The organism is Pseudomonas sp. NPDC087029, assembly GCF_044745345.1.
Taxonomy (GTDB): domain Bacteria; phylum Pseudomonadota; class Gammaproteobacteria; order Pseudomonadales; family Pseudomonadaceae; genus Aquipseudomonas; species Aquipseudomonas faucium.
The window spans coordinates 196694-218679 of the sequence record NZ_JBIVAB010000007.1; the positions used below are offsets into that span (position 1 = coordinate 196694).

The 21986-nt window shown below is 66.3% G+C and carries 15 protein-coding genes; 9 read left to right on the top strand and 6 right to left on the bottom strand.

Annotated features, from left to right (window positions below):
- Nucleotides 1–40: 40 nt before the first annotated feature.
- The 3 genes from ACIPG5_RS14445 (at nt 41) to pgm (ending at nt 5671) form a co-directional block, all read left to right on the top strand.
- Nucleotides 41–1690 (top strand): VRR-NUC domain-containing protein, encoded by a 1650-nt coding sequence (locus ACIPG5_RS14445; RefSeq protein WP_401375860.1) that lies wholly within the window; start codon nt 41–43, stop codon nt 1688–1690.
- On the top strand, nt 1687–3948 hold the full coding sequence (locus tag ACIPG5_RS14450) for an ATP-dependent DNA helicase (protein WP_401375862.1): 2262 nt from the start codon (nt 1687–1689) through the stop codon (nt 3946–3948). Before ACIPG5_RS14445 ends, ACIPG5_RS14450 begins: the two co-directional genes overlap by 4 nt.
- A gap of 85 nt (nt 3949–4033) precedes the next feature.
- Nucleotides 4034–5671 (top strand): phosphoglucomutase (alpha-D-glucose-1,6-bisphosphate-dependent), encoded by a 1638-nt coding sequence (gene pgm, locus ACIPG5_RS14455; RefSeq protein ID WP_401375865.1) that lies wholly within the window; start codon nt 4034–4036, stop codon nt 5669–5671.
- Nucleotides 5672–5750: 79 nt separating this feature from the next.
- Here pgm and ACIPG5_RS14460 read toward each other — a convergent pair whose 3' ends face one another.
- A complete protein-coding gene (locus ACIPG5_RS14460) occupies nt 5751–6449 on the bottom strand; it encodes a pirin family protein (RefSeq protein WP_236193795.1) in 699 nt (232 codons plus the stop codon).
- A 186-nt stretch (nt 6450–6635) separates the two neighbouring features.
- Here ACIPG5_RS14460 and ACIPG5_RS14465 point away from each other — a divergent pair, with 186 nt between their 5' ends.
- Nucleotides 6636–9140, top strand: coding sequence for a UvrD-helicase domain-containing protein (locus ACIPG5_RS14465; RefSeq protein WP_401375868.1), 2505 nt, complete (start codon nt 6636–6638; stop codon nt 9138–9140).
- A 6-nt stretch (nt 9141–9146) separates the two neighbouring features.
- On the opposite strand, the gene ACIPG5_RS14470 is transcribed toward ACIPG5_RS14465, so the two are convergent.
- Nucleotides 9147–14012, bottom strand: a complete 4866-nt coding sequence (locus ACIPG5_RS14470; RefSeq protein WP_401375871.1) for a dermonecrotic toxin domain-containing protein — start codon at nt 14010–14012, stop codon at nt 9147–9149.
- A gap of 192 nt (nt 14013–14204) precedes the next feature.
- Here ACIPG5_RS14470 and ACIPG5_RS14475 point away from each other — a divergent pair, with 192 nt between their 5' ends.
- From ACIPG5_RS14475 to ACIPG5_RS14485, 3 genes are all read left to right on the top strand, one after another.
- On the top strand, nt 14205–15131 hold the full coding sequence (locus tag ACIPG5_RS14475) for an alpha/beta fold hydrolase (protein WP_401375874.1): 927 nt from the start codon (nt 14205–14207) through the stop codon (nt 15129–15131).
- A 75-nt stretch (nt 15132–15206) separates the two neighbouring features.
- On the top strand, nt 15207–15620 hold the full coding sequence (locus tag ACIPG5_RS14480) for a VOC family protein (protein WP_401375877.1): 414 nt from the start codon (nt 15207–15209) through the stop codon (nt 15618–15620).
- 230 nt (nt 15621–15850) lie between these two features.
- The gene (locus ACIPG5_RS14485; RefSeq protein ID WP_401375879.1) at nt 15851–17530 is read left to right on the top strand and encodes an MFS transporter; all 1680 of its coding nucleotides are present in this window, start codon (nt 15851–15853) and stop codon (nt 17528–17530) included.
- A gap of 62 nt (nt 17531–17592) precedes the next feature.
- Here ACIPG5_RS14485 and ACIPG5_RS14490 read toward each other — a convergent pair whose 3' ends face one another.
- Both ACIPG5_RS14490 and ACIPG5_RS14495 read right to left on the bottom strand, forming a co-directional pair.
- Nucleotides 17593–18162: a hypothetical protein gene (locus ACIPG5_RS14490; RefSeq protein WP_401375882.1), complete on the bottom strand. Its 570-nt coding sequence runs from the start codon at nt 18160–18162 to the stop codon at nt 17593–17595.
- A 77-nt stretch (nt 18163–18239) separates the two neighbouring features.
- The gene (locus ACIPG5_RS14495) at nt 18240–18626 is read right to left on the bottom strand and encodes a VOC family protein (protein ID WP_176515221.1); all 387 of its coding nucleotides are present in this window, start codon (nt 18624–18626) and stop codon (nt 18240–18242) included.
- Nucleotides 18627–18769: 143 nt separating this feature from the next.
- Between ACIPG5_RS14495 and ACIPG5_RS14500 the strand changes: the two genes are divergently transcribed.
- Both ACIPG5_RS14500 and ACIPG5_RS14505 read left to right on the top strand, forming a co-directional pair.
- Nucleotides 18770–18958, top strand: coding sequence for a hypothetical protein (locus tag ACIPG5_RS14500; RefSeq protein WP_401375885.1), 189 nt, complete (start codon nt 18770–18772; stop codon nt 18956–18958).
- 184 nt (nt 18959–19142) lie between these two features.
- Entirely contained in the window at nt 19143–20048 is a 906-nt protein-coding gene (locus ACIPG5_RS14505) for a LysR family transcriptional regulator (protein ID WP_176515217.1), read from the top strand.
- A gap of 119 nt (nt 20049–20167) precedes the next feature.
- On the opposite strand, the gene ACIPG5_RS14510 is transcribed toward ACIPG5_RS14505, so the two are convergent.
- The gene (locus ACIPG5_RS14510) at nt 20168–20584 is read right to left on the bottom strand and encodes a RidA family protein (protein WP_176515215.1); all 417 of its coding nucleotides are present in this window, start codon (nt 20582–20584) and stop codon (nt 20168–20170) included.
- Nucleotides 20584–21903: an NAD(P)/FAD-dependent oxidoreductase gene (locus ACIPG5_RS14515; protein ID WP_176515213.1), complete on the bottom strand. Its 1320-nt coding sequence runs from the start codon at nt 21901–21903 to the stop codon at nt 20584–20586. The genes ACIPG5_RS14510 and ACIPG5_RS14515 overlap by 1 nt, the downstream gene beginning before the upstream one ends.
- Nucleotides 21904–21986 lie beyond the last annotated feature (83 nt).

A 21986-nucleotide genomic window follows, 5' to 3' on the forward strand; every position in this document is an offset into this window, starting at 1 on the left:
ATGTATAAACAGTGTCCATTCCTGCTGCCCGACCTTGCCCGTGATCGCCCATTCCGTCGAAGACCCTTTGTATTACCTGCACAACTTTCGCCAGGTATTGCAGTGGGTCGAACAGCGCTACGCCGACCTGCTCGACGCCCAGGAGCTGGCTTTTCTGCAGGCCTTCGCCGCCCTGGGGCAGCCGGCCCAGGCGCTGATGGTGCGCATGGTGATGCGCAAGGGCGAGCTGTTTCGCAGTGACCGGCTCGACTACGCCGAGATTGGCGATACCCTGCAAGCACTGCAGCCCCTGCAGGCGTTGGGCTGGGTGCGCGAGCCTGAACAATTGAGCCTGGAGCAGCTGTTCGCGCTGCTGCGCAAGGACGAACTCGCCCACGGCTTTGCCCGGCAACTGAGCCGGCCGCGCGCTGCCAAGAGCGAGCTGTTCGCCCAGCTGCAAGCCCTGGCCTTGCCACCCCGGCCGCTGGCGCACTGGTTCGCCGAAGCGCCGGTGGGCATCTTGCAGTGGTGCCTGCAGCCGCTGTGCGACCGCATGCGCTTGCTGTTCTTCGGCAACCTGTACCAGGACTGGTCGGACTTCGTGCTGGCCGATCTGGGCCTGCTGCGCTACGAGCAGGTGCCGTTCAGCCCCGGTTCCCGAGCCTTGCAGCAGCGCAGCGAAATCGACCTGGCAATGGCCCTGCACCACTGCACCGAGCGCTTGGAGCAGGGCGAGGCGCCGGCGGTGATCCTCGAGGGCCTGGCCCACTGGCACAGCGACAACCCCTGGCTGGCGCGGCGCCACGGGCGGCTGCTGTTCGCCCTGGGCCAGCAGTGCGAACGCTTGGGCGACTGGGACCTGGCCCTGGCGGTCTATGCCCGCAGCAACCATGCGCAAGCTCGCATCCGCCAGGTGCGCGTGCTGGAACGCTGCGAGCGCTGGCCCCAGGCCCACGATTTGGCCGTGCAATTGGCCGCTGCACCCGCCAACGCCCTCGAAGTGCAGGCCCTGCAGCGCATGTTGCCGCGCCTGGCGCGCAAGCTCGGCGGCCCTGTACAGCCGCGCCAGCGCAGCATGGCGCCGCACCTCATTGAGCTGGAACTGCCGCGTGAGCTCGCTGCGCTGGGTGTCGAGGAGGCCGTGCGCCAGCACCTCGCCGAAGCCGGTGGGCAGGTGCACTACGTGGAAAACACCTTGCTCAATAGCCTGTTCGGGCTGTTGTGCTGGGAGGCGATTTTCGCGCCGATCCCCGGCGCCTTCTTCCACCCGTTCCAGGCCGCGCCGCAGGACTTGCACGACAGCGACTTCCAGCTGCGCCGCGCCGCGCTGTTCGACGCCTGCCTGGGGCGGCTCGACGATGGCAGCCACCGCCAGGCCATCCTCGACTGCTTTGCCGCCAAGCACGGTTTGCAATCACCGTTCGTGTTCTGGCCGATGCTCGATCAGGCCTTGCTCGAACAGGCCCTGGCCTGCCTGCCGCCGGCGCACCTGAAGCAGTGCTTCCTGCGCCTGCTGCAGGACATCCGCAACAACCGCGCCGGCATGCCCGACCTGATCCAGTTCTGGCCCGAGCAGGGGGCCTACCGCATGGTCGAAGTGAAGGGGCCGGGCGATCGCCTGCAGGACAACCAACTGCGCTGGCTGGCCTTCTGCGCCGAACACGGCCTGCAGGTGGCGGTCTGCCATGTGCGCTGGAGCGAGCCGGCGTGAGTTACAAGGTGGCGGTGCGCGCCTTGTGCGAATTCAGTGCCAAGGTCGGTGACCTGGACCTGCGCTTCACGCCGTCGCCCACCGCCCAGGAGGGCATCGAAGGCCACCGCCGGGTCGTGGCGCGGCGTGCCGCGGGCTATGAGGCGGAAGTGGCCCTCGAAGGCCAGTACCAAGGCCTGCAGGTGCGCGGCCGCGCCGATGGCTACGACCCCGTCGCCAACCGCCTGGAAGAGATCAAGACCTACCGCGGCGACCTCGCCCGCCAGCCCGCCAACCATCGCCAGCTGCACTGGGCCCAGGCCAAGGTCTATGCCTGGCTGATGTGCCAGGCGCGGCAGTTGCCCGCCATCGAGGTGGCGCTGGTGTACCTGGACGTGGACAACGACGGCCAGACGCTGATCAGCGAGCCCTACCGCGCCGAAGTGCTGCGCGAATTCTTCGAAACCCAGTGCAGGCGTTTTCTGGCCTGGGCCCAGGGCCAGGAGCAGCGCCTGGCCGAGCGCGACCGGGGCTTGCAGGCCCTGGCGTTCCCTTACCCGCAGTTTCGCCAGGGCCAGCGCCAGCTCGCCGAGACCCTGTACAAGGCCGTCAGCACCGGGCGCTGTCTGATGGCCCAGGCCAGCACCGGCATCGGCAAGACCTTGGGGACGCTGTTTCCGCTGCTCAAGGCCATGGTCCCGCAGCAGCTCGACAAGCTGTACTTCCTGACCGCCAAGACCCCGGGCCGGGCGTTGGCGCTGGATGCCCTGCGCCAGGTGCACGCGGCGTCGCCCCAGCCGGCCCTGCGCACCCTGGAGCTGATCGCCCGGGACAAGGCCTGCGAATACCCGGGCAAGGCCTGCCACGGCGAGTCCTGCCCGCTGGCCCTGGGCTTCTACGACCGCCTGCCGGCGGCACGCGAGGCAGCGGCGCAGCAACCCTTGCTCGATCGCGACACCCTGCGCGAGGTGGCCCTGGCGCACCAGGTGTGCCCGTATTACCTGGGCCAGGAGATGGCCCGCTGGGTCGATGTGCTGGTCGCCGACTACAACTACTACTTCGATGCCCACGCCTTGCTCTTCGGCCTGGCCCAAGCCAACCAGTGGCGGGTCGCGGTTTTGGTGGACGAGGCGCACAACCTGGTCGAGCGCGGCCGTGGCATGTACAGCGCCAGCCTCGACCAGGGCCAGTTGCTCGCTTTGCGCCAGAGCAAGCCGCCGGGCCTGACCAGCGCGCTGGACCGCCTGAACCGCCAATGGAATGCCCTGTACAAGGCGCAGCGGGCGCCGTATGAAGCCAGCGAGCGCTTGCCCGAGGGGTTGTTGAGCGCGTTGCAGCAATGCATCGGGCTGATCCAGGAGCGGCTCAACCAGCAGCCCACCGAGCTGGACCCACAGGTGCTGCAGTTTTTCTACCAGGCCCTGCAGTTCAGCCGGGTTGCCGAGCTGTTCGACGAGCATTTCCTGTTCGACATCACCCAGCGCGAGGGCCCGCGCAAGCGCCGCCTGGCCACCTTGTGCCTGCGCAACGTCAACCCGGCCCGGCTGCTTGGCCCGCGCATGCAGGCGGCGCGCAGCGTGACGCTGTTTTCCGCCACCCTCAGCCCGCGGCATTTCTACACTGACCTGCTGGGCATGCCGGCCGATACCGCCTGGCTGGAGGTGGCCGCGCCATTTCGTGCCGAGCAGCTCGAAGTGCGCATCGCCAGCCAGGTGTCGACCCGTTACCACGAGCGCCAGGCCTCGCTGGCGCCGATCGTCGCGCTGATCGCCGAGCAGTACCAACGCCAGCCAGGCAACTACCTGGCGTTCTTCAGCAGCTTCGAATACCTGCAGCAGGTCGCCGGCCTGCTGGCCGAGCAGCACCCGGGCATCACGCTGTGGGCCCAGGCGCCCGGCATGGATGAAGCCGCGCGCCAGGCGTTTCTCGAGCGCTTCGTGGCCGATGGCCAGGGGGTCGGTTTTGCCGTGCTCGGTGGCGCTTTCGGCGAAGGCGTGGACCTGCCCGGCACGCGCCTGATCGGCGCCTTCGTCGCCACCCTCGGGCTGCCCCAGGTCAACCCGGTCAACGAGCAGTTCAAGCAGCGCCTGGGCCGCCAGTTTGGCGCAGGCTTCGACTATGCCTACCTGTACCCCGGCGTGCGCAAGGTGATCCAGGCGGCAGGCCGCGTAATTCGCGGCGACCAGGACCGCGGCGTGCTGGTGCTGATCGACCAGCGCTTCGCCGAAGCCCGGGTGCAGCAGATGTTTCCCAGCTGGTGGCGAACGGCCAGCGAATAATCCCCGACGGGCCGTCGCGCGGCTTTGCAACTCCCAGTACACTGCGTGTTCCAACTCCAACATCCGTTGAACTCGAGGTTTTTGCATGACGCTCAGTCCTTTGGCAGGCAAGCCGGCTCCGGCCAGCGTGCTGGTCGATATCCCCCGCCTGCTCACCGCTTACTACACCGGCCGCCCCGACGCCGCCGTGGCGGCCCAGCGCGTGGCCTTCGGCACATCGGGGCACCGTGGCAGTTCGTTCGACTTGAGCTTCAACGAAAACCACGTGCTGGCGATCACCCAGGCCATCTGCCTGTACCGCCAGGAAAAGGGCATCGATGGCCCGCTGTTCATCGGCGCCGACACCCACGCGCTGTCCGCCCCGGCTGCCGCCAGTGCCCTGGAAGTGCTGGCGGCCAATGGCGTGCAGGTGATGCTGTCCAAGGACGACGAGTACACCCCGACGCCGGCGGTGTCCCACGCCATCCTCTGCTACAACCGTGGCCGTGCCCAGGGCCTGGCCGATGGCATCGTCATCACCCCCTCGCACAACCCGCCGCAAAGCGGCGGCTTCAAGTACAACCCGCCCAATGGCGGCCCGGCCGACAGCGACGTGACCAAGTGGATCGAGGCCAAGGCCAACGAACTGCTGGCGGCGGACCTGGCCGGGGTCAAGCGCATGGCCTACGCCCAGGCGCTGCAGGCCGCGACCACCCAGCGCCATGACTACGTCACGCATTACGTGGCCGACCTGGAAAACGTCATCGATTTCGACGTGATCCGCGCCGCCAACCTGCGCCTGGGCGTCGACCCGCTGGGCGGGGCAGGGGTGCGCTACTGGTCGGCGATCGCCGAGCGCTATCAACTGAACCTGGAAGTGGTCAACACCGAGGTCGACCCGACCTTCCGCTTCATGACCGTGGACTGGGACGGCCAGATCCGCATGGACCCATCCTCGCCTTACGCCATGCAGGGCCTGATCGGCTTGCGCGAGCGGTTCGACGTGGCCTTCGCCTGCGATCCGGACCACGACCGCCACGGCATCGTCACCGCCGATGGCCTGCTGCAGCCGAACAACTACCTGGCCGTGGCCATCGACTACCTGTATCGCAACCGCCCGCAATGGCGCAGCGACGCGGCCGTGGGCAAGACCGTGGTGTCCAGCGGCCTGATCGACCGGGTGACCGAGCGCCTGGGGCGCGAGCTGTATGAAGTGCCAGTGGGCTTCAAGTTCTTCGCCCAGGGCCTGTTCGACGGGTCGTTGGGCTTTGGCGGCGAGGAGAGCGCGGGTGCTTCGTTCCTGCGCAGGAACGGTTCGGTCTGGGCGACCGACAAGGACGGCCTGATTCCGGCGCTGCTGGCGGCCGAGATGACCGCACGTACCGGGCGCAACCCGAGCCAGGCCTATGCCGACCTCACCGCGGCGCTGGGCAAGCCGTTCGCCACGCGGGTCGAGGCCAAGGCTGACCCTCGGCAGAAAGCACTGCTGAGCAAACTGGCGCCGGAGCAGGTGAAGTCCACCGAGCTTGCCGGCGAGCCGATCGTGCAGATCCTCAGCCATGCGCCGGGCAACGGCCAGGCGATTGGTGGCCTGAAGGTGATGACCGCCAACGGCTGGTTCGCCGCGCGGCCCTCGGGCACCGAAGATATCTACAAGATCTACGCCGAGAGCTTCATCGACGAGGCGCACCTGCAGCGCCTGGTGGCAGAAGCGCAGGTGTTGGTGGATGCCGCGATTGCCTGATTGAGCGGTGAGCCGGGGGCTGCTTTGCAGCCCAATCGCCGGCTTGCCGGCGATGAGGCCGCTAAGCAGCCCCGGTCACTCAAGCGACATCGACCAGCACGATCTCGCTGTCTTGCACTGCGGTCACCCGCAGCACTGCTTCATCCTCGATGGCCAGCCCATCCCGGGCCTTGGCCTGCACCCCGTTGACCTCCACCAGCCCCTTGGCCGGCACCAGGTAACCCCGGCGCCCGGCATCGAAGCGGTATTCGGCCGTTTCGCCCGCTTTCAGCGTCGCCGCCAGCAGCCGTGCATCGGTGCGAATCTGCAGGCTGTCCTCATCGCCGGCGCGGCCGCTGGCCAGGGTCACGAAGCCTTCGCCACGTTCACCTTTGGGGAATGGCCGCGTGCCCCACGAGGGTGCATCGCCCACGCGCTCCGGGATGATCCAGATCTGGAAGATCCGCGTGTCGACCTTCTCCAGGTTGTACTCGCTGTGCACGATGCCGCTGCCGGCGCTCATCACCTGCACGTCACCGGCCTCGGTGCGGCCTTTGTTGCCCAGGTTGTCCTGGTGGGTGATGGCCCCTTCGCGCACATAGGTGATGATTTCCATGTCGCGGTGCGGGTGCGGCGGGAAACCGCTGCCCGCGGCGATCAGGTCGTCGTTCCAGACCCGCAGGTTGCCCCAGTGCATGCGCGCCGGGTCGTGGTACTCGGCGAACGAGAAGTGGTGGTGGGCGTCGAGCCAGCCGTGGTTGGCATGGCCCAGGCTTTCGAAGGGTCGCAGTTGCAGCATGGTCGTGCTCCTTGAATCGGTGGAATGGAGCCATGATGCGCCAAAGAAAGATCGAAAATAAGCGTAAATATCGGCTTATTATCATCGCTTAAATCGATATTTTTATCCGCGATCCATTCTCCGGTTCGTCGCCTAATCCACTGATCTGCAAGCATTCGCTGGCGATTTTTGGCAGATGGGGCGAACATGCCCGCTGATTGGAATTTCAACGGAGTGACCGTGGCCCACGAGCAACCCCAGGCCCTCGCCGAACTGACCCCGCCCGCCCAGCTGCCCTGGTTCCGTCGCCTGCTGGCGCGCCTGTTGGGCCGTGGCCTGACCGGCCTGCAGGCGCAACACCGCGACTCCTGGTTTCACGGCCACGCCAGTGGCCAGCGCAGCGGCCATGCCGACGGCGTGCGCGAAGGCTTCGAGCAGGGGCGGGTGGAGGGTTACGAAGCTGGCCGCCAGGTGCTGGTGATCCGCGATTCGCGCCCCGACATCGCCGCCGTGCCCGGCCAGGACGACAAGCTGTTCGACGACTGGCGCCTGCCGCTGACCGCCGAGCTGAAGAAGCGCTTCAAGGCCGACGTGGCCCAGCGCCTGCCCGCCGAGGCCCAGCCCAGCGCCGCGCAGTGGAAGCTGATCTTCAGCGACACGCCCTCCACGTGCGTGGTCGCAGGGGCGGGCGCGGGCAAGTCCACCTCGCTGGTGCTGCGCATCCTGCTGCTGCGCCACTACCTGGGCTACGAGCTGGACGCCATGACCGTGGTCACCTTCACCCGCGAGTCGCGCAAGGACTTCATCAAGCGCCTGGTGCAGGTGTTCGCCCTGTGGCAGCTCGACCTGCCAGCGGCCCGCGCTCGCGAACTGGTGCGCACCTTCCACTCGCGCATCCTGCCGCTGGTGCGCAGCCTGCCGGGCTTCGGCCAGCTGCGTGCGTTCGAGACCCTGGGCAACGAGATGCCGGCCGGGCAGGAGGCCGAAGCCGACAGCAACCCGTTCGACCTGCGCCTGAACGACGCCCAGCGCCAGCAGCTCAACCTGTGCTACCGCGACCTGCTCGGCGAAAGCCCGCGCTTTGCCCAGATCATCGCCACCCTGCGCCGTGAAGCCTTGCAGCTCAAGCCGCTGGATCCGGACCACCCCGACGTGCAGAAGCGCGTGCAGGTGACGCAGCTGGCGGCCCAGCGCGACGAAGAACTGTGCGATGTGATCGAGGATCTGTGGTTCGCCGCCGGCGCCTGGCCGATCAAGGGCATCGAGCCGTGCCGCGAAACGCTCGAAATCCGCGGCAGTCGCTTCCACGTCCATGGCCGCCTGGAAGGGCTCGATGCCTGGGTGGTGCTGGGCTTCGACCCCTCCGAAAGCGCGCAGTACCAGCGCCCTGGCGCCAAGCTTGCGGTGCGCGCGGAGTGGGCGGTAAAGCGCACGTTGCTTCAAGCTTTCTGCGATAAGCCGTTGATCTGGCTGGATAACTACGCCATGGCGCGGCGCCTGGCGGCCTCCTTGGCCGGCGATGCAGTGGCCGGACCTGGCTTCGAGTACAAGGTCAAGGGCGAACTGGCCCCGGCGCCGTTGCTGGACGCCTTCGTCGGCGCCGCCAACTTCATCGAGAACCTGGGCCTGGAGGTGAACAGCGCGGTGGCCGCGATGAGCTTCCCCACCGGCGACCCCGACGCGCTGTTCTTCGAGGCCCTGGCGCTGTACTGGAAAGCGCTGGAAGCCCACCTGCTGAGCCAGTCGCCGCCGGTGATGAGCTACAACCGCATGTTCGCCCTGTTCGGCGAGAACAACCCGGAAAACCTGCAACTGCTGCCAGACCCGCTGCTGCGCCCGCTGGCGCACCTGATGATCGACGAGTTCCAGGACGTATCGCCGCAGATCGTCAGCTGGCTGCGCGCCAGCCTCGCCGAAATCCGCCGGCGCGGCCCGGCCATGCACACCGGGCGCCACGCCCAGCATTCCTCGCTGATGTGCGTGGGCGATGACTGGCAGTCGATCTATGGCTGGCGCGGCAGTTCGCCGAAGTATTTCATGGAGTTCGCCAAGGCCTTCCCGTCGCCGGCCAACACCCGGGTGATGCTGGTCGACAACTACCGCTGCCAGCAGCAGGTGATCGACGCCGCCGAGCACCTGGTCAAGGGCACGCCGGCCATCGCAGGCAAGAAAGCCCGCGCTGCCGGGCCTGCGGCACAGCTTGCAGGCTCGCCGGTGAAAGTGTTCGAGCGCGACGAGGCGGCGTTGGGGCAAACGCTGATCGAGCATTACCAGCGCGGCGAATCGGTGATGATGCTGTACCGCAAAGGCAGCGACAAAGCCCTGATGGGCGAGCACCTGCAGCCGGTGCTGCAGGCCGAGGCTGCGCTTGCGCCTGAGCAGCGCCGCCTGCGCCAGCTCACCTACCACAGCGCCAAGGGCCTGCAGGCCGATGCCGTGTTCATGCTGGGCGACTGCCAGTACCTGACCAGCTCGCCCTACAAGAACCAGGTGTATCGCCAGGCCGGCCTGGGGCGTGCCGGCGATGCCCAGCCGTTCGACACGGCGCAGAAGGAGGAGGTGCAGCGCCTGGCCTATGTGGCGGTTACCCGCGCGGTCAGGCACTGCTACTGGCATGTGGAGGCGGCCAACGGCGAAGTGGCGGCGGCGCCGCGAGCGTCGAGCCAGGTGGATGGCCGGCAGGTGTACTTCGAAGACCTGCGCGGCCAGTAGCGGGCCTCAGTTGTTGGGGTCCTGCTCGCCGGTCAGTTGCTCGAACAAGGCCTGGCGAGCCAGGTCGCGGCCGGCGTTCAGGCGCCGGCTGGCCTGGTCGTAGGCTTGGCTGTCGAGGTCCATCCTGCGCAATTGGCCGGTTTCATCCAGCGGCGGCTGGGGCATCACGTCGGTGATCGCCTGCAACACCGCCTGATCCAGCGAGGCCACCGCTTCGTTTTCAGCGTCCAGGCAGTAGTCCAGGTACTGCAGGCCCTGGTACCAGCGTTCGTCGAAGGCCGCGAACTGTGCGGCGAAGTGCTGGCTGAGGTAGCGTTGCCAGGTGGGCAGGCGTGCCACCCAGGCCCGGCGCTCGGCGGCTGTCTGGTCGAGCGCGAGCACCGCATCTTCGACGGCTCTTGTCACGTGCCCTGAAACCATCGCCTCGGCGCGGTAGAGCATGCCTTGGCTGGTTTCCGGGAAATCCAGCGTGAATGCCAACGATTGGCGCAATGCCAGGCGGATTTCGATCAGGTCCGTGCCGCCGAGCAACAGGTGATCGTCAGCCAGCCGATCGAGTTCATCCAGGGCAGGCAGGGCCAGGTCTTCAAGCGGCGCTTCGGGCGGCAGGCGCTCCAGTTCCAGCAAGCGTGCCTGGCGCGCCAGGCGGGCGAGCTGGATCCGCTCGGCCAGTGCGTTGACCATTTCGCGGCGATAGAGCCTTCTGAAGAAATTGAACAGGTAGTAGGGGCGGTCGGCCTCCTGGGCAAGCTCCCTGAAGGCCAGCACTTCGAGCTCGAGGGCGCTGAAGCCATCGGCACCGGCATCACCGCAGGTCGGTGGGTATTCTTGCGCGACCGTCTCCAGGTGGCTGCGCAGCGCTTGATCCCTGCCGGCCTGTTCCAGCAACTGCCAGAGCTGGGTGGTCATCTCCGGCAGGTTGTCCCGGGCCTGCGCCGAACCTGCGACACGTTCCACGACGTCGCGCAGATGAGGGTTGGCATTGTCCGCGAACAGATCGTCCCAGAGCGCGCGCCGATCCGGGCTGGCGTGCTGCGGCCAGAAGTCTTCGCTGGCGTCCGACAGTTCGCTGTCGCTGTCGATTTCCACACCCGCGGCACGCAACCTGCGATTGCTTTGCTCGTCCAGTTCATTGGTATTGAAGTCCCACCCGCCATCTTCGCGAGCAGTGCGCAGGGCCTGGGCGAACGGGCTGGCGAGAATTGGCTCGAGGTCTGGCAGCGCGGCGATCGGGTTGTAGCTCAGGCCGAGCGTGCGCAGTTGCAGGTCGGCCCGAGTCATCAGCGCCGTGAGCCCGTTTGGCCAGCTGTGCAACAGGCAGTTGCGCAGTTGCAGGTTGGCCAGCTGGGCCAAGCCGGTCACATCCGGTGCGTGCTGCAGGGGGTTGTTGGTCAGGCGCAGCTCGCGCAGGTGGGCCAGGCTGGAGAAGCGCGCGGCCAGGTCTGGTGTCAGGGCGATCTGGTTGTTTTCCAGATCAAGGTATTCGATGGGCAGTTGGGAAAAGGTCTGCAGGTCTGCATCTGTCAGCCGTATCTGGTTGAGGCGCAAGTTCAATCGGCGCAAGCGGGTCAGCCCGGCCAGGCGCTGGCGCATGTTCGCGGTGAGGGCATCGAGCTGGTTGCTGCCCAGCTCCAGCACTTCCAGCTGCGGGGTGTAGGCGAGTGCCGCGAACAGGTGTTCGAAGTTCAGCTCCGGGCTTTGCGCGACGCGAAGCGTGCGCAGCGAGGGGAAACTCTGGAAGAAGTCCACGGGCAGGGTGCGGATGCCGATGTCGCGGATATTCACCGAGGTGATGTGGTCGAAGCGCGCCGGCAGCGAGGGCAGGCCCCCGATCTCCAGGGTTTCCAGGGTCAGGCTGTCAGGGTCGTCCCGGCGCCAGGCGCGGTTGAACAGATCACTCGCCGAGCCGCGCCTGGCGCGCTGGGGCTCGGGCGCTTGTTCCTGCCATTGGCGCAAGGCATCGGCGAGTGTGTCTCGCTCGAATTGCAGTGCACGAATTTGCTCGGCGAGATTGCCGCGTTGGCGCAGCTGGCGCAGCAATGCGCTGAGCTCAGGCTCGGGCAGGCCCGGATACAGTGCGCGTAGCTGCCGCTGCGCCGGGCTGGCGAAGGGCCGCCGGCCACTGAGCGGATAACCCGCGCGGCCATCCGCCAGGCGCATGGGCGAACGGTAGCCTGGCCGGATCGGTTGCTGGCCGATCAGCTTGGCCGCATGGGCGCGGTCGGCGGCAGCGCGGTCGAAGCGTTGCTGGGCATCGGCGTCGGGATGCTCGGCCTTCAGGGCCGCATCGAGCGTTGCGCTGTCGGCATTGGCCAGTTCTGGCCGGTACAGCCCCAGCAGTGCCTTGTTCAACCGGGCGTGAGCTTGGAGCGCACGCGCTTCCTCGGCAACGCGCAGGGGCACCCGGCCATTGCCCAGCTGCTGACGCTCGCCGGCGCTGATCCTGGCCATGACCTGCTGCAGGGCCCGGTGGGGCACGCCGGGAAACTGCCCGGCAATGGCCTGGGCCTCCTGGGGCAGGGCGCTTGTATGACGGCTGTAAAGGCGCTCGAACAGCGCTTGGCGATTGCCTTTAAGGTGGCGGGCGAGTTTATCGCTCAACGCCTTGGCCTGGGCGGCCGTGTCGCTACCTTCCAGCCCAAGCCCGTTGATGGCTTGCTCATCCAGTTGCGCCACGATCCGCGCGCTGAGCTGGCCGTTCTCCAGTTCGCTGCGGTTGATCTCGATCTGCACCGGGTAGGCTTCATCCGCTGTGCCGTAGCGCGTGTAGTCTCCCCAGCTTTCCGGCCCGCTGTAGGCTTTGATCACGTGCTGCTGAGGCCAGTCTTCGAGCTCGGTGAGGCTGGGCAGCGCGAAGTTCTTGTAGGCAGCAAGCGGCTTGTCATGGCGCACACGGTCGATGATGTCGTCCACCTGGCGGGTGGACCTGAGTCGGTCGAGGATATCGGCGAGCAGGGCGGGGGTGGGTTGTGCGCCAACTTGGGCGTGGCGCAGGGTGTCGGCGTGTTCCCCGGCGCATTGCATCGCGGCGTTCAGCTCGCTGTCATCCAGGCCTTCGCTGATCGGCCCCAGGCGCCGCAGCAGGCGGCGTTGGTCCCATTCGGCCGGGTTTTCATGAACGGTGCGCCAGGCGCCTTCGCCGTTGCCCAGCAGCGCTGGCCGATAGGCCTGTGGATCTTGCGGGTGGTTCACTTGCCAGCGGCCGTCCTGTTGCACCTGTTCGAACAGCTCGCCCTCCATTCGCACATAGTGGCGGCCATCGAGCGTGTAGCGGCCTTGGGCATCAGGTTCGAGGTGCCCTGGAATCGACTGGGCGTTGGCATAGCCTTTCAAGGTACCGCTCCAGAGCTGGTCCTTGCCGCCCTTGACGATGCTCTGCAGGCCGTCGACGAAACCGGAGGCTTTCAGCGCCACGCCCCCCGCGCCTATCGCACCGACCACGGCGACGTTCAGCAACACCGACTCCAGCTGCGCCAGGGCCTGGGCATTGTCGCCGTCCTCCCAGGCCGAGACGCCCTCGAACACGCTCTGCAGGATCTGCGAGGCACCGAGGGTGAGCATGATCGGGTTCAGGCAGGGCACGAACATGGCCGCGACGTTGACCACGTTCAGGCCGATGTCGAACCAGTACTCCAGGTTGCGCAGGCGTACCTGGGCGTCGACATCGGCAGTGGGTACGGCGATGTTGCGGGCATCTGCCCTGAGCCGGACCAGGTGGCTTGCCTCCAGGGCCGACCAGGGGCGGGTGGGCAGGGGGTGCTCCTGGGTTTCAAGGTGGATGGAGTCGCGCACTTGCGGCGGTTCATCGGGCAATTTGTCGGCGTTGCTGAACAGTGCCTGCTGCAGGCGCGTGTTCAGGTCGGGTTGCTGCGCCTGCAGGGCCAATGCCACGAAGCGTCGGCGGTAGTCGCTGTTCAGCAGCTGGGTACGCAGATGCTGGTAGGCCTGGCCCAGGGAGGCGAAACCATTGACCGAGTCTTCATCTGCAGGGTTAAAGAGGAACACCGGGTCATGGCTGCGGTTTTCTTCAGGTGCGATGAACAGCATTTCATGGATGGGCGTGCCAAGCAGCTGCACCTGCCAGCAGCGCAAGGGGCGGCCTTCATAAGTGGGCTCGGCTTCGCCGGCACACAGTTGGTGCAGTGCGGCCGAGGCGGTGGCGCCAAGCTGGCCCTTGCAGGCGGCGATGTGCACCTGTACCCGAAACGCATCGCGCCGTGCGGCTACGGCCAGCTCATGCAGCCGGCTTTTTTCGGGGCCTTCGAAGATGGCGTCCAGATGCGCTTGATAACGCTGGCCCAGGTCCAGCGCACGGGTCTGTTCGATGAAGTCGCCGAGGCTCAGGCCCTCGATTGGCAGGATGTCCTGGCGGCTGCGCTGCAGGCGGCTGAACGAGGTGGTGTCGGCGGGCCCTTCGAAGTTGTGCAGGGCGGCTTCCAGCAGGCTGCGATACTGCGCAGGGCCCTTAGGCACGATTTCGTTGAGCTCCGATGGGGGGCGAGACCCAGGGGGCACGCCAAAGGGAAGTTTCACCTCGGTGGGCTGGTACACGTACTGCGCCTGGTCAACCGGGATGTTCAGGTTCAGTTGCTGTTGCAGCAGCGGCGTGCAGAACGTGGCGAGGTTCTGCAGGGCACCCAAGGCCGCCTGCAACGCCTGGTGGCTGGCGTCACGCTGGGCGATGGCACGCTGCAGTGCCTGGCGGGTGGGCATGTCCGCAGCCTCGTACCAGGGATAGGCGACACCGTCGGCATCCAGGTAGTCCTTGCGCAGGCTCTGCACGATGCGGCTGGCATGATCCGGGTGCAGGGCCTTGCTCCAGCCAGGCAGGGTACGCAGGATCTGGGCGTGGTGGTACGGCGTGTAAGTCATGGCGTTTCTCCAGTCGAAGGAGGCGCCATGGGGCCGCAGCAGAGCGTTTGCCGTGCGGTATTTAGTTGCGTGAGGGGCGTCGGTCACGCACATGCGGCTGTCGGCGAGGGGCCAGCGGCGGCCGGCCGGCTGCGCCATGGTAGGGTGCCGGCCTGACGAGTACGCGCCAGGCACCAGCCAGGGAGAGAGAGCATGCGTTCGCCGTTCAGTCCCAAGGACCATCTGCTGGACCTCGACGGAATAGAAATTGCCGTGCGCTGTTGGGGCCCGCAAGACGGCATGCCGGTGCTGGCCTTGCACGGCTGGCTCGACAACGCCGCCTCGTTCGAGCACCTGGCACCGATGCTCGAAGGCTGCTTCGTGGTGGCCCCGGACCTGGTCGGCCACGGCCGCTCCGACCATCGCCGCCACGACAGCGGCTATTACCTGTGGGAACACGCCGAGGACATGCTGGCGGTGGCCGAAAGCCTGGGCCTGGGCCAGTTCCATGTGCTGGCCCATGGCATGGGCACCGGCATCGCCTCGCTGCTTGCGGCCATGAGCAGTGGCATCGCCAGCATGATCTTCCTCGACGGCATGGGCGCGCCGTTCACCGTGGCCGAGAGCGACCGCGTGCAGCACCTGGCCCGCGCCTACCGGCTCAAGCGCATGGTGCAGCGCAGCCAGCTGCAGGGTTTTGCCGAGGCCGATGGCAGCCGTTTCGACAACCTCGAAGCGGCCCTGGAGCAGCGGCGCAAGCGCCTGGATGGCGAGCTGTCGGAAGAGGCGGCGCGGCTTTTGGCGCTGCGCGACCTGCTGCAAGTGGGCGAGGGTTATTGCTGGCGGCATGACCCGCGCCTGGTACTGCCCGAGCCGATGCCGCTGACCGAGCGCGAGGCTTGCGACCTGCTGCGCGAAATCCGCTGCCCGCTGTACCTGCTGCTGGGCCGCCAGGGTGCGTTCACCGGTGCTGCCTTCGAGCAGCGGCAGCCGGCCTTGCCTGACCACGCCCGGGTTTCCTGGCACCCGGGTGGGCACCATCTGCACCTGGAGGCGCCGGAGCGTGCCCTGGCCGAGCAGATCCTGCGTATCCTCAGCCGCCATGAAGGCGGGCTGTTGCAACGCCTGGTCAACGAGTGAGCAAAATGGCCAGCCAGCCGCTGGCTGGGCTATGGTGGCTGACGCCGCCGAGCAACCGCCACAAGGAGACCTGGCATGCGACCGTTCACCCTCAAGCACATCGACCACCTGGTGTTGCGCGTCAGTGACCTGCCCCGCAGCGTGGCGTTCTACCGCGACCTGCTGGGCTGCACGGTCAGCCGCGAGCGCGCGGATTTAGGCATGGTCCACCTGGCGACTGGCACGGCAATGATCGATCTGGTGACCCTCGATGGCCCGCTGGGGCGCCCAGGCGGCGCGGCGCCGGGGGCCGAGGGGCGCAACCTGCACCATTTCTGCCTGCGCATCGAGCCGTTCGACGAGCAGGCCATTAGAGCCTACCTGCAGGCAGCCGGTGTGGCGGTGGAGCCTGCGGAAAAACGCTATGGGGCAGAAGGCGAGGGGCTGTCGCTGTATTGCTACGACCCCGACGGCAATCAGGTCGAGCTCAAGGGGCCGGTGCCGGTTTGACGGCGAGACGCCTTGCCAGGGTGCACCGGTTTCTGGGGTGATGGCATCCGCCGATGCTGGCAAGTGGATATCCCGGCAAAGCCGATTATGCTTCAGATACCTTGCTGCGAATCGAGGCGGCCCGCCTCGTCGTGCTTCGCGCAACCAAAGCAAGCCCTAGGGCCTGGGTGCGACGGTGAAATGGGTGTGAGGTACTCCGGCCTGCGATCACGACAAGACGGAGGCAACCCATGGCGGTTCTCGACAGCGCATCCACGGGCAGTAGCGCGCCCCAACGTGGCATCACCAAGGAGGAACGCAAGGTCATCTTCGCCTCCTCCCTGGGCACCGTGTTCGAATGGTACGACTTCTACCTCTATGGCTCACTGGCGGCGATCATCGCCAAGCACTTCTTTGCCGGTGTCAACGAAACCACCGCGTTCATCTTCGCCTTGCTGGCCTTTGCCGCAGGTTTTGCCGTGCGGCCGTTCGGCGCCATCGTGTTCGGCCGCCTGGGCGACATGATCGGGCGCAAGCATACCTTCCTGATCACCATCATCATCATGGGCCTGTCCACCGCGATCGTCGGGCTGCTGCCCAGCTATGCCAGCATTGGCGTGGCGGCGCCGGTCATCCTGATCAGCCTGCGCCTGCTGCAGGGCCTGGCGCTGGGTGGCGAGTACGGCGGGGCGGCAACCTACGTCGCGGAGCATGCGCCGAAAGGGCGCAGAGGCTTCTTCACCGCATGGATCCAGACCACCGCAACGCTCGGCCTGTTCCTGTCGCTGCTGGTGATCCTGGCTTGCCGCACGGCGATGGGTACCGAAGCCTTCGAGGCCTGGGGCTGGCGCATTCCCTTCCTGCTGTCGATCCTGCTGCTGGCGATTTCGGTGTACATCCGCCTGCAGCTCAACGAGTCGCCGGTGTTCATGAAGATGAAGGCCGAGGGCAAGGCGTCGAAGGCGCCGCTGACCGAGTCGTTCGCCCGCTGGGAAAACCTCAAGGTGGTGATCATGTCGCTGCTCGGCGGCACTGCCGGCCAGGCGGTGGTGTGGTACACCGGGCAGTTCTATGCGTTGTTCTTCCTGTTGCAGACCCTGAAGATCGACCCACAGACTGCCAACCTGCTGATTGCAGGCTCGTTGCTGATCGGCACGCCGTTCTTCATCGTGTTCGGCAGCCTGTCCGACCGCATCGGCCGCAAGAAGATCATCATGGCGGGCTGCATCATCGCCGCGCTGACCTATTTCCCGATCTTCAAGGCACTGACCGAGTACGGCAACCCGGACGTGTTCGTCGCCCAGGAGCAGAACCCGGTGGTGGTGGTGGCCGACCCTGGCCAGTGCGCCTTCCAGTTCGACCCGGTGGGCAAGGCCAAATTCATCAGCTCCTGCGACATCGCCAAGAGCCTGCTGGCCAAGCGCGCGATCCCCTACGAGAACCAGAAGGCCGAGCCGGGCAGCGTGGCGCATATCCGCATCGGTGAGCGGGTGATCCCAAGCTTCGACGGCAGCACCCTGGCCCCGGCAGACCTCAAGGCCCAGAGCGATGCCTTCACCGCGACCCTGACCGGCGCCTTGAAAGAGGCCGGCTACCCGGAAAAAGCCGACCCGGCGAAGATCCACTACCCGATGGTGCTGTTGCTGCTGACCATCCTGGTGATCTACGTGACCATGGTGTACGGGCCGATCGCGGCGTGGCTGGTGGAGCTGTTCCCGGCGCGTATCCGCTACACCTCGATGTCGCTGCCGTACCACATCGGCAACGGCTGGTTCGGCGGCTTCCTGCCGACCGTGGCCTTCGCCATGGTGGCGGCGACCGGGGATATCTACTACGGGCTGTGGTACCCGATCGTCATCGCGCTGATGACGGCGGTGCTGGGGATCTTCTTCATGCCCGAGACCAAGGACCGGGACATCAACCACACCTGAGGTTTGCCTGGCGGTAGCCGGCTCTTGTGGGAGCCGGCTTGCCGGCGATGAGGCCAGTGCATTCAGTCAAAATAGCCGCGCAGGCTGTAGGCATAGCCAATGTCCACAGCCTTGGCCTCACCCCGGCTCCAGCGCTTTTTCATGACGAACTCGAAGGCCGGCTCGTACAAGCCGTCACGCACCAGCGCCCCCGCCAGCACCTCGACGTCGTACCAGCCATTGTCCAGCTCGATGATCGGCCGCCCCGGCACCTGGTAGCGGGCCAGCAGGTCGCCGAGGGTCTTGGGCGTGAAATGCTGCAGGATGCGCCAGGTGTAGAGCATCACGGCGCGGTTCTCGACCTGCAGCACGTAGCCGTTGCGCCGATGCTTGAGGCGGCTGCCCGGTTCGAGCAGCGCGGGCGGGTGGCCGTCGAGGGTGAAGAGGATGTGGTAGGGCAGGTTGTCGACCCCGGCCAGCGGCAGCACGATGCCTTCCTGCACCGCCCGGTCGCCGCTGTCGTTGTGGGTGAATTCGCGGGCCAGGTCGTCGGGCAGCTGGTGTTGGTGCTTGAAGCGTTCGAGCAACTGGATGTCACCGACCAGAAAGTAATCGACCAGGTCGTTGAGCACTTCGCTGAATTCGTGGCGCATCTGTTTTCCTTGTTGTGGCGCACGGGCAACAGCAGCCAATGTAGCGAAAGGCTGGTTGGCCTGCCAGGGGCCGGCCGCTAATGCTTCTGGGCGATCTGGATCAGGTTGCCGCAGGTGTCGTCGAACACCGCCACGGTGACCGGGCCCAGGTGGGTGGGCTCTTTGGTGAACTTCACGCCCGCCTTGCACAAGCGGGTGTACTCGGCCTGGATATCGCGCACGCCGAACGAGGTGGCGGGGATGCCATCCTGCTTGAGGGCGGCCTTGTAGGTCTTGGCGGCGGGGTGCATGTCCGGCTCGAGCACCAGCTGCACGCCATTGGGGTCGTTGGGCGAGGTGAGGGTGAGCCAGCGGTACTGGCCCATGGGGATGTCGTCCTTGGGCTCGAAACCGAGCACGTAGTGGTAGAAAGCCAGGGCCTTGGCCTGGTCGTCGACGAGGATGCTGGTGACAACGATCTTCATAGGCAAACTCCCTACCTGTGGGCCGTTAGCTATCAGTAAAGACCCTCTGGATCATTTCACCAGCTTGCTGCATTTCCAGATCGATGCGCAGGGGGCCGGGCAATAGGCTTTGCGGGCTAGCCACGCCAATGAGGAGGTCTGCCATGAAAAACAGCGAAATGGATGCATTGCCCCGTTCCGAGCCCCACGAGAACGCCGCAACCGAGGGTGCGCTCCCTGAGAAGTTGCCCCGCAACAAAAGGGGGATGGCGCCGGTAACAGGGTTTCGTTGTGACCCGAGCTATAAAAAGATCGGCGATGATTGCGTACCTGCCAACCCCGAGTTCGATTGACCTCGACGAGCCCTGAAACTCCAGGCAAGCCTGTGATGCCGCACAGGCCTGCCTGCCTGGCGCAGCAAAATATGCTCAAGGCATAGGCAAATCCTTGATCATCCAGCAGCCCGCGCCTGCGGCGGCGCGGTAAAGTGGCAGGATAATTCCAAAGGCGCCACCTGGCGGCGCCAAAGAGGTGCCTGTGGCTTCCTATACCTTGCGACAACTCAAATACTTCGTCACCACCGTCGAGGCCGGCAGCGTCGCCGAGGCCTCGCGCCAGCTGTACATCGCGCAGCCCTCGATCTCCACGGCGATCAAGAGCCTGGAAGAGAGCTTTGGCGTGCAATTGTTCATCCGCCACCACGCCCAGGGCGTGTCGCTGACCCCCAGTGGCAAGCGCTTCTACGCCAAGACCAAGACGCTGCTGCAGATGACCCACGAGTTCGAGCAGAACGCCCTGGCCGACAACGACACCGTGGCCGGGCAGATCGACATCGGCTGTTTCGAGACCGTGGCGCCGTTGTACCTGCCGCGCCTGATCGCAGGTTTTCGCCAGCGCTACCCAGGCGTCGACATTCGCCTGCGCGATGGCGAGCAGCAAGACCTGATCCAGGGCCTGACGGCGGGCACCTTCGACCTGGCGTTTCTCTACGACCACGACCTGGACGGCACCATCGAGGCCGAACCGCTGATGCCGCCGCAAAAGCCCTACGTGCTGCTGCCGGAGAAACACCGCTTTGCCGGCCAGGCGCAGGTGTCGCTGCGCGACCTGTGCCCGGAGCCGATGATCCTGCTCGACGTGGCGCCGAGCCGCACTTACTTCGTGAGCCTGTTCAACGAACTGGGCCTGACGCCGAACATCGTCTTCAGCTCGCCCTCGATCGAGATGGTGCGCGGGATGGTGGGGCAGGGTTTTGGCTTCTCGCTGCTGGTGACCCGGCCACATTCGGAGTGCACCTATGACGGGCAGAAGCTGGTGACGCTGGACATTGCCGAGCCGGTTGCGCTGTCGGGGTTGGCCGCGGCGCGGCTGAAGCGGGTGCAACTGACCAAGCCTGCGCAGTTGTTCGTGGAGTTCTGCCGCGAAGAGCTGGCCAAGTTCTGAAACAGCATCGCCGGCAAGCCGGCTCCCACACAAACCCCACATGCCTTAAGACTGTGAAGCTTCTGTGGGAGCCGGCTTGCCGGCGAAGGGGCGCATAGCGCCCCCGGCCCATCAATGAATCACTGCTGATCCGGCACCACGGCAATCACATCGATTTCCATCAGCCACTCGGCCTGGGCCAACCCCGCCACCACCAACCCGGTGGAAATCGGGTACACGCCCTTGAGCCATTTGCCCACTTCCTTGTACACCGGCTCGCGGAAGCGCGGGTCGGTGATGTAGGTGGTGGTCTTGACGATGTGCGACAGGTCCGAGCCGGCTTCCTCGAGCAGCTGCTTGACGTTCTTCATCGCCTGCTCGGTTTGCGCCCGTGGGTCACCCAGGCCTACCAGGCGCCCTTCGAAGTCGGTACCTACCTGGCCACGCACGTAGACGGTGTTGCCCGCCCGCACGGCCTGGCACAGGTCGTTGTCCAGGGTCTGGTTGGGGTAGGTTTCCTTGGTGTTGAACATGCGGATGCGAGTGTGAGTAGGCATCAGTGGGCTCCGAGGGTGCTGACGTTGCTGATCGATGGGGTGTGCTGGTCTTGCGCTTCGCGCTGTTCGCGGTCGCGGTAGGCCAGGTAGGTGCGTTGGGTGGCGATGTGGCCGGCGACGTGCTTGGCGTCGTGCCACACGCCCCAGATGAACGACGAGCCACGGCGCGACAGCCAAGGCAGGCCGAGGAAGTACACGCCAGGCTCGCGCGATACGCCGCGCTGGTGCTGGGGCTTGCCGTTGGCGTCGAAGGTGTCGACCTGCAGCCAGCTGAAGTCCACGCCGTAGCCGGTGGCCCAGATGATGCTGGTGACCCCGGCCTGGGCCAGGTCCAGCTCCAGCAGCGGGTTGCTGACGCACGCCGGGTCGGGCAGGCGCTTGCGCGCTTCGGGCTCCAGCGGCAGGTCCAGGCCGTTGCGCTCGATGTAGGCATCGGCGGCATCGAGCAGGGCCAGGTAGTTTTCGTCGCCACGCTGGATGTTTTCGGCCAGGTTGTCCTGGAAGCGCGCCACGCCGTTGTCGAACGACTGGGTCAGGCCGACCAGGGTCATGCCCTGGTGGGCGAGGGCGCGGAAGTCCACGGTGTGGCCGCCGCGGGCACCGCTGACGGCGATGGTCACGTGCTCGCGGCCAGGCTTGGCGATTTCTGCATCCCACTCGCCCAGCACGCCCAGCCACCAGCAGAAGTCACGGTTGCGGTAGGCACGCGGCGGGCGGTCATGGGCGCCGACCGAGAGGTACACCTGGCGCCCGGCGCGCATCAGTTCTTCGGCGATCTGCACGCCCGAGGAGCCGGCACCGACGACCAGCACCGCGCCTTGCGGCAACTGCTCGGGGTTGAAATAGGCCGCGGAGTGGATCTGGTGCAGCTGCTCATCCTTGGGCGCGATGGCCGGGATGACCGGGCGCTGGAACGGGCCGGTGGCCGCAACAATACGGTTGGCGCGGATCACGCCTTCGTTGGTTTCGACGGTGAAGCCTGGGCGGTCGGCGTTGCGCACCACCTTCTTCACTTCGATACCGGTGCGCACCGGCAGGTTGTATTTGCGCACGTACTGCTCGAAGTAGTCGGCAACCTGGTCCTTGCCGGCGAAGGCATCGGCGTCGAGGTTGAATTCAAGGCCTGGGAAGCGGTCGTGCCAGACCGGGCCGTTGGCCACCAGCGAATCCCAGCGGCCGGTGCGCCAGGCCTCGGCGATGCGCTTGCGCTCCAGCACCAGGTGCGGCACGCCGAGCTTGCTCAGGTGTTCGCTCATGGCCACGCCGGCCTGGCCGGCGCCGACTACCAGGGTGTCGATTTCGATATTGTTCAGTGTCATGTCCGAGCCCTTGTTCAGGCGGTTTTTGTCAGGTCGGTTGTGGAGGACCGCCGTTACCTGGGGCCAGACTAGGGATGCCGCCG

Excerpts from the sequence above, each read along its gene's own strand:
- ACIPG5_RS14515 (WP_176515213.1), bottom strand. The coding sequence starts at position 21,903 with ATGACACTGAACAATATCGAAATCGACACCCTGGTAGTCGGCGCCGGC.
- ACIPG5_RS14470 (WP_401375871.1), bottom strand. The coding sequence starts at position 14,012 with ATGACTTACACGCCGTACCACCACGCCCAGATCCTGCGTACCCTGCCT.
- ACIPG5_RS14490 (WP_401375882.1), bottom strand. The coding sequence starts at position 18,162 with ATGCGCCACGAATTCAGCGAAGTGCTCAACGACCTGGTCGATTACTTT.
- ACIPG5_RS14485 (WP_401375879.1), top strand. The coding sequence starts at position 15,851 with ATGGCGGTTCTCGACAGCGCATCCACGGGCAGTAGCGCGCCCCAACGT.
- ACIPG5_RS14510 (WP_176515215.1), bottom strand. The coding sequence starts at position 20,584 with ATGCCTACTCACACTCGCATCCGCATGTTCAACACCAAGGAAACCTAC.
- ACIPG5_RS14460 (WP_236193795.1), bottom strand. The coding sequence starts at position 6,449 with ATGCTGCAACTGCGACCCTTCGAAAGCCTGGGCCATGCCAACCACGGC.
- ACIPG5_RS14480 (WP_401375877.1), top strand. The coding sequence starts at position 15,207 with ATGCGACCGTTCACCCTCAAGCACATCGACCACCTGGTGTTGCGCGTC.
- ACIPG5_RS14495 (WP_176515221.1), bottom strand. The coding sequence starts at position 18,626 with ATGAAGATCGTTGTCACCAGCATCCTCGTCGACGACCAGGCCAAGGCC.
- pgm (WP_401375865.1), top strand. The coding sequence starts at position 4,034 with ATGACGCTCAGTCCTTTGGCAGGCAAGCCGGCTCCGGCCAGCGTGCTG.
- ACIPG5_RS14465 (WP_401375868.1), top strand. The coding sequence starts at position 6,636 with ATGCCCGCTGATTGGAATTTCAACGGAGTGACCGTGGCCCACGAGCAA.
- ACIPG5_RS14475 (WP_401375874.1), top strand. The coding sequence starts at position 14,205 with ATGCGTTCGCCGTTCAGTCCCAAGGACCATCTGCTGGACCTCGACGGA.
- ACIPG5_RS14500 (WP_401375885.1), top strand. The coding sequence starts at position 18,770 with ATGAAAAACAGCGAAATGGATGCATTGCCCCGTTCCGAGCCCCACGAG.